This is a genomic window from Streptomyces phytophilus (genome assembly GCF_013870535.1).
In the GTDB taxonomy this organism is placed as follows: Bacteria; Actinomycetota; Actinomycetes; order Streptomycetales; family Streptomycetaceae; genus Streptomyces; species Streptomyces phytophilus.
This window is the reverse complement of sequence record NZ_JACBXC010000404.1, coordinates 1-4791: the sequence shown is the minus strand read 5'-3', so window position 1 is coordinate 4791 and position 4791 is coordinate 1. Positions and strand designations below refer to the sequence as shown.

Here is a 4791-nt window from a genome sequence, read left to right as displayed (position 1 = left end):
GCGTGACCCGGCCGTCCTGGACGGTGAAGTTGAGCCGTCCGCCCATGAACTCCATGGTGATGATGGCCCCCGGGGGTAGCGGGCGGACGGTGGTCCAGCCGCGGCCCCTGGCCCGCTCCTCGGCGTCGGCGGCGGCCAGGCCGACGTAGCTCTCGGGGTCGTCGTCGGGGTTCGGGGCCGGTGTCGGCACGTTCGGTGGAGTCGCCATGGCGCCCACGCTATGCCCCTGGTCACGGCCGCGGTAGGGCAACGGACCACGGGGATGTCCCGGCCCTGTTCACCGCGGGTCACACTTCTGTCACAGCGCCCACCGGCCGCCGAGGGGCCCGCGAGAGGGCCCGTACAGGCGTCCGAGAGGCACCTCCTGACGGGCTATCGGGAATTGCTGTCAGCGCCGCTAATCGCACCTGCTGTTTACCCGCCGGGCCCCCTGGAATTCATCGAATTTCCTCCTGTCGGCGGCGCCCGGTGTCAGCTCCGCATAAATCCTCCGGGCGGCTCTCCGCGACACACCGGGCGAACGCGCGTAGCGCGCCGGATCCGTACACCGGTGGCACCGTCGTGCCGTGGACGCGCGCGCCGTCACACGTGAGCTACGAGCGGAAGGTGCAGAGGCGATGGGGACGACAGAGGCGGCACCGGCACCGGCACCTGCTCCCCCGCGCGCCCGGCGGCACGGCTCGGTGGTCGTGGACTGGCTGACCACCACCGACCACAAGAAGATCGGGCATCTCTACCTGATCACCTCGTTCGCCTTCTTCCTCTTCGGCGGACTGCTCGCGATGGTGATGCGGGCGGAGCTGGCCCGGCCGGGGATGCAGATCCTCAGCCACGAGCAGTTCAACCAGTCGTTCACCATCCACGGCACGATCATGCTGCTGCTCTTCGCGACGCCGACGTTCGCCGGGTTCGCCAACGAGATCATGCCGCTGCAGATCGGCGCGCCCGACGTGGCCTTCCCGCGGCTGAACATGCTGTCGTACTGGCTGTTCCTCTTCGGCGGGCTGATCGTGCTGAGCGCCTACCTGACGCCGAGCGGGCCCGCGGACTTCGGCTGGTTCGCGTACGCGCCGCTGAACGGCCCGGTGCACTCCCCCGGCATTGGCGCCGACCTGTGGATCATGGGGCTGGCGCTGGCGGGGTTCGGCACGATCCTCGGCTCGGTCAACTTCCTGACCACGATCGTCACCATGCGCGCCCCCGGCATGACGATGTTCCGGATGCCGATCTTCACCTGGAACGTCCTGTTCACCTCGATCCTCGTCCTGATGGCGTTCCCGGTGCTGGCGGCGGCGCTGCTGGTGCTGGAGTCGGACCGGCGGTTCGGCTCGGTCGTCTTCGACGGGGCGGTGGGCGGGGCGCTCCTGTGGCAGCACCTGTTCTGGTTCTTCGGCCACCCGGAGGTCTACATCATCGCGCTGCCGTTCTTCGGCATCATCAGCGAGATCATCCCGGTCTTCTCCCGCAAGCCGATCTTCGGCTACGTCATGCTCGTCGCCGCCACCGTCGCCATCACGGGCCTGTCGATCATGGTCTGGGCGCACCACATGTTCGCGACCGGGGCGGTGCTGCTGCCGTTCTTCTCCCTCATGTCGTTCCTGATCGCGGTGCCCACGGGGGTGAAGTTCTTCAACTGGATCGGCACGATGGTCAACGGCTCGCTCTCCTTCGAGACGCCGATGCTCTGGTCGATCGGATTCCTGGTCAGCTTCCTCTTCGGCGGGCTGACGGGCGTGCTGCTGGCCTCGCCGCCGCTGGACTTCCACGTCACGGACACGTACTTCGTCGTCGGCCACTTCCACTACGTGGTCTTCGGAACGGTGGTGTTCGCGACGTTCGCGGGCTTCTATTTCTGGTGGCCGAAGTTCACCGGAAAGATGCTGGACGAGCGGCTGGGGAAGATCCACTTCTGGACCCTGTTCGTCGGCTTCCACGCCACGTTCCTCGTGCACCACTGGCTGGGCGTGGAGGGCATGCCGCGGCGGTACGCGGACTACCTGGACGCCGACGGCTTCACCACGCTCAACACCATCTCCACCATCGGCGCGTTCCTGCTCGGCGCCTCCACGCTGCCGTTCCTGTACAACCTGTGGCACACGGCGAAGGAGGGCAAGAAGGTCGACGTGGACGACCCGTGGGGCTTCGGCCGCTCCCTGGAGTGGGCCACCTCCTGCCCGCCGCCGCGGCACAACTTCACCACCCTGCCGCCGATCCGCTCCGAGTCGCCGGCCTTCGACCTGCACCACCCGTACGCCGTGGCCAGGCGGCCGCGGGACGAGCCGGAGCCGCAGCAGGGGCAGGGGCCGCGGGAGGAGCAGGAGCCGCGGGAGTCGTAGCCGCAATGCGCGTCCGGCCGGCAGCGGCAGCCCTCAGGCCGCCTCCGCGCCCTCCCGGGTCCGGTGGGCGTACAGCCCGCCCAGCACCGTGCCGGTCAGCGGCAGCGTCGGCCGGTGGGCGTGCAGCCGGGCGAAGAGGTCGTCGTAGCGCTCGGCGGCGCGCGCCGGGTCGAACCGCGCGGCGTTCGCCAGCGCCGCGGTCCCCATCTCCTGGCGCAGGTCCTCGTCGCCGATGAGCCGCAGCAGCCCGCGGGCGACGGCCGCCGGCTTCCGCGGCGGTACGAGCAGGCCGTCCTCGCCGTCGTGGATGATCTCCCGCGGGCCCAGCGGGCAGTCCGTCGCGACGACCGGCAGGCCGCCGCGCATCGCCTCGGCGATGGACAGCCCGAACGACTCCAGCGCGGACGTGTGCGCGGCGATCGAGCCCTTCGGCCACTCCGGCTCCATCGGGTGCACGGCGCCCATGAGGAAGACGTGGTTGTACAGGCCCAGGCGGTCGATCTGGGCGCGCAGCGCGTCGTGGCGGGGCCCGGTGCCGTAGATCCGCAGCTGCCAGTCGGGGTGCGCGTCCGCGACCCGGTCGAACGCCTTGACCAGGTGGTCGAAGTGCTTGAGCGGCGCGAGCCGGCCGGCGGCGACGACGCAGCGGGCGGTGTTGTCGGACGGCGGTACGTCCGGCGCGGGCACGCCGTTGGGGATGGCGGTCACGGCCACGCCCGGCAGCCGCAGGTGCGCGCGGTAGGCGCGGGCGTCGGCCTCCGTCATGGTGACGACGGCGTGCAGCCGCGGGTACGCGGCACTCAGCGCCACCCGCAGCTGCCGGGGGTGGGTGGCGAACGTGAGGTGCTCCTGCCCGAGGCGCAGCACCCCACGGCGGGTGTGCCGGGCGACGGCGACGTTGAGCCCGGGGCGGGTGCCGACGACCGCGTCGGCGCCGAGGTGGCGCAGGTGCTCGGCCAGCAGCCGGTCGGTGAGCGCGCTGTACTGGTCGTAGCGGCCGTCCGCGGGCGGGTAGTGGCGCGCGGGCAGGGCGTGGTCGGGGTGGTCGGCCGCGGAGCCGGGGCTGCCGGGGCGGGCGTCGAGGAGGGCGCGTACGGGCACGCGGGGCCCGGCGTCGAAGAACGGCTCGTCCTCGCGGCGGAAGACCGAGACGATCTCCACGTCGTGCTGCTCGGCGAGCGTGCGGGCGAGGGTGAAGGTGGTCCGGACGGTGCCCCCGACGGCGTACGCGTTGCTGATCAGGAAGGAGATCCTCATGGCGATCGGGTACCTCGGACGGGTGCGGACAGTCCCCCGCATCAGCGTCGCACAGCCGCGGCGAGGCGGCATCACGGCAGGTCAGGGCCGGTACGGGAGCTGCGGCACGGTGAAGCAGTTCTCCGTCATCTCGCCCTGGCTGACCCAGCCGCCCGCGCCGCCGCCCGCGTCGTCCTGCCAGCGGGCCGCCGACACGCACGTGGGCCGGGTCGGCGGCGGCTCGGGCAGCCGCTCGAAGCGGGCGGGCAGCAGCAGCCCGCCGGCGTCGTACGGCTCCGCCCGCGCCATGAAGTCCTCGACGCACCCGCGGGTCAGCTCCGCGCCGCACGACTTCGCCGCGTCCGCGAACCACATCGCGGCGGCCCAGCCCTCCAGTTGCCACTGGGAGCGGGTGCCGGTGTCCGCGTAGCGGTCCATGCCGTCGCGGAACGCCTTGACCGCAGGGTCGCCGGTGTCCTCGTAGTTGCGGCTGGAGCCGGTGACCCAGAGGGAGTTGCGGCAGCGCTCGGCGTCCGCGTAGTCCTCGGGGACCGTCGAGTTCCAGTTCTGCACGTTGGTGACCTTCGCGGTCAGCTCCACGCCCGCCTCGTCGAGCGCCCGGCACAGCTTGGCGTTGCCGCCGGCGTCGACGGCGTCGAAGACGAGGTCGACGCCGCGGGCGCGCACGTCGGCGGCGACCGCGTCGAAGTTCGGCAGCGAGAAGTCGACCTGCTCGGTGACGACGTCGTAGCCCTCGGCCTCCAGCCCGCTGGTCACGCTGCGCGCGTAGGAGGCCGAGGCCGCCTGGTTGTACGAGACGACGGCGGCGGTGCGGGCGCCGTGCTCGCGCTTGAAGTAGCGGTAGACCTCGGTGCCGCCGTAGAGGTCGCCGTCCCAGCCGGGCTCGCCGCCGGTGCGCGGGGCGCGGCTGCCGTAGATGCCGTAGAGGTGGGGGTACGTCTCGTACGCGGCCCCGATCGGCTGGCCGCCGATGTCCGGCACGCCGGCCTCGCTGACCTGCGGGGCGCCGGCGTAGTTCAGCGAGGTGGTGGCGACGAGCGCGAACACCTTCTCCTTCAGCACCAGTTCGCGTACGCAGTCGCTGTTGCCCAGGCCGCTGCCGCCGTCGTCGCAGGTGACGACCTCGACGGGACGGCCGCCCACGCCGCCGCGCGCGTTCAGCGCCTCGAAGTAGGCCCGCGCGCCGTCCTGCGGCCCG

At 71.8% G+C, this 4791-nt stretch carries 4 protein-coding genes; 1 reads left to right on the top strand and 3 read right to left on the bottom strand.

Translation table 11 applies throughout. The features are described from left to right. A partial coding sequence (locus H5J30_RS17910; protein WP_181788424.1) for an I78 family peptidase inhibitor occupies nt 1-208 on the bottom strand: 208 nt, incomplete at its 3' end. 409 nt (nt 209-617) lie between these two features. Between H5J30_RS17910 and ctaD the strand changes: the two genes are divergently transcribed. After that, on the top strand, nt 618-2336 hold the full coding sequence (gene ctaD, locus H5J30_RS17905; RefSeq protein WP_181788423.1) for an aa3-type cytochrome oxidase subunit I: 1719 nt from the start codon (nt 618-620) through the stop codon (nt 2334-2336). Nucleotides 2337-2369: 33 nt separating this feature from the next. Here the strand turns inward: ctaD and H5J30_RS17900 are convergent, their stop codons facing one another. Both H5J30_RS17900 and H5J30_RS17895 read right to left on the bottom strand, forming a co-directional pair. Further along, nucleotides 2370-3593, bottom strand: a complete 1224-nt coding sequence (locus H5J30_RS17900; RefSeq protein ID WP_181788422.1) for a glycosyltransferase family 4 protein — start codon at nt 3591-3593, stop codon at nt 2370-2372. 81 nt (nt 3594-3674) lie between these two features. After that, nucleotides 3675-4791, bottom strand: a 1117-nt coding sequence (locus H5J30_RS17895; protein WP_181788421.1) for an ABC transporter substrate-binding protein, incomplete at its 5' end; no start/stop codon positions are given.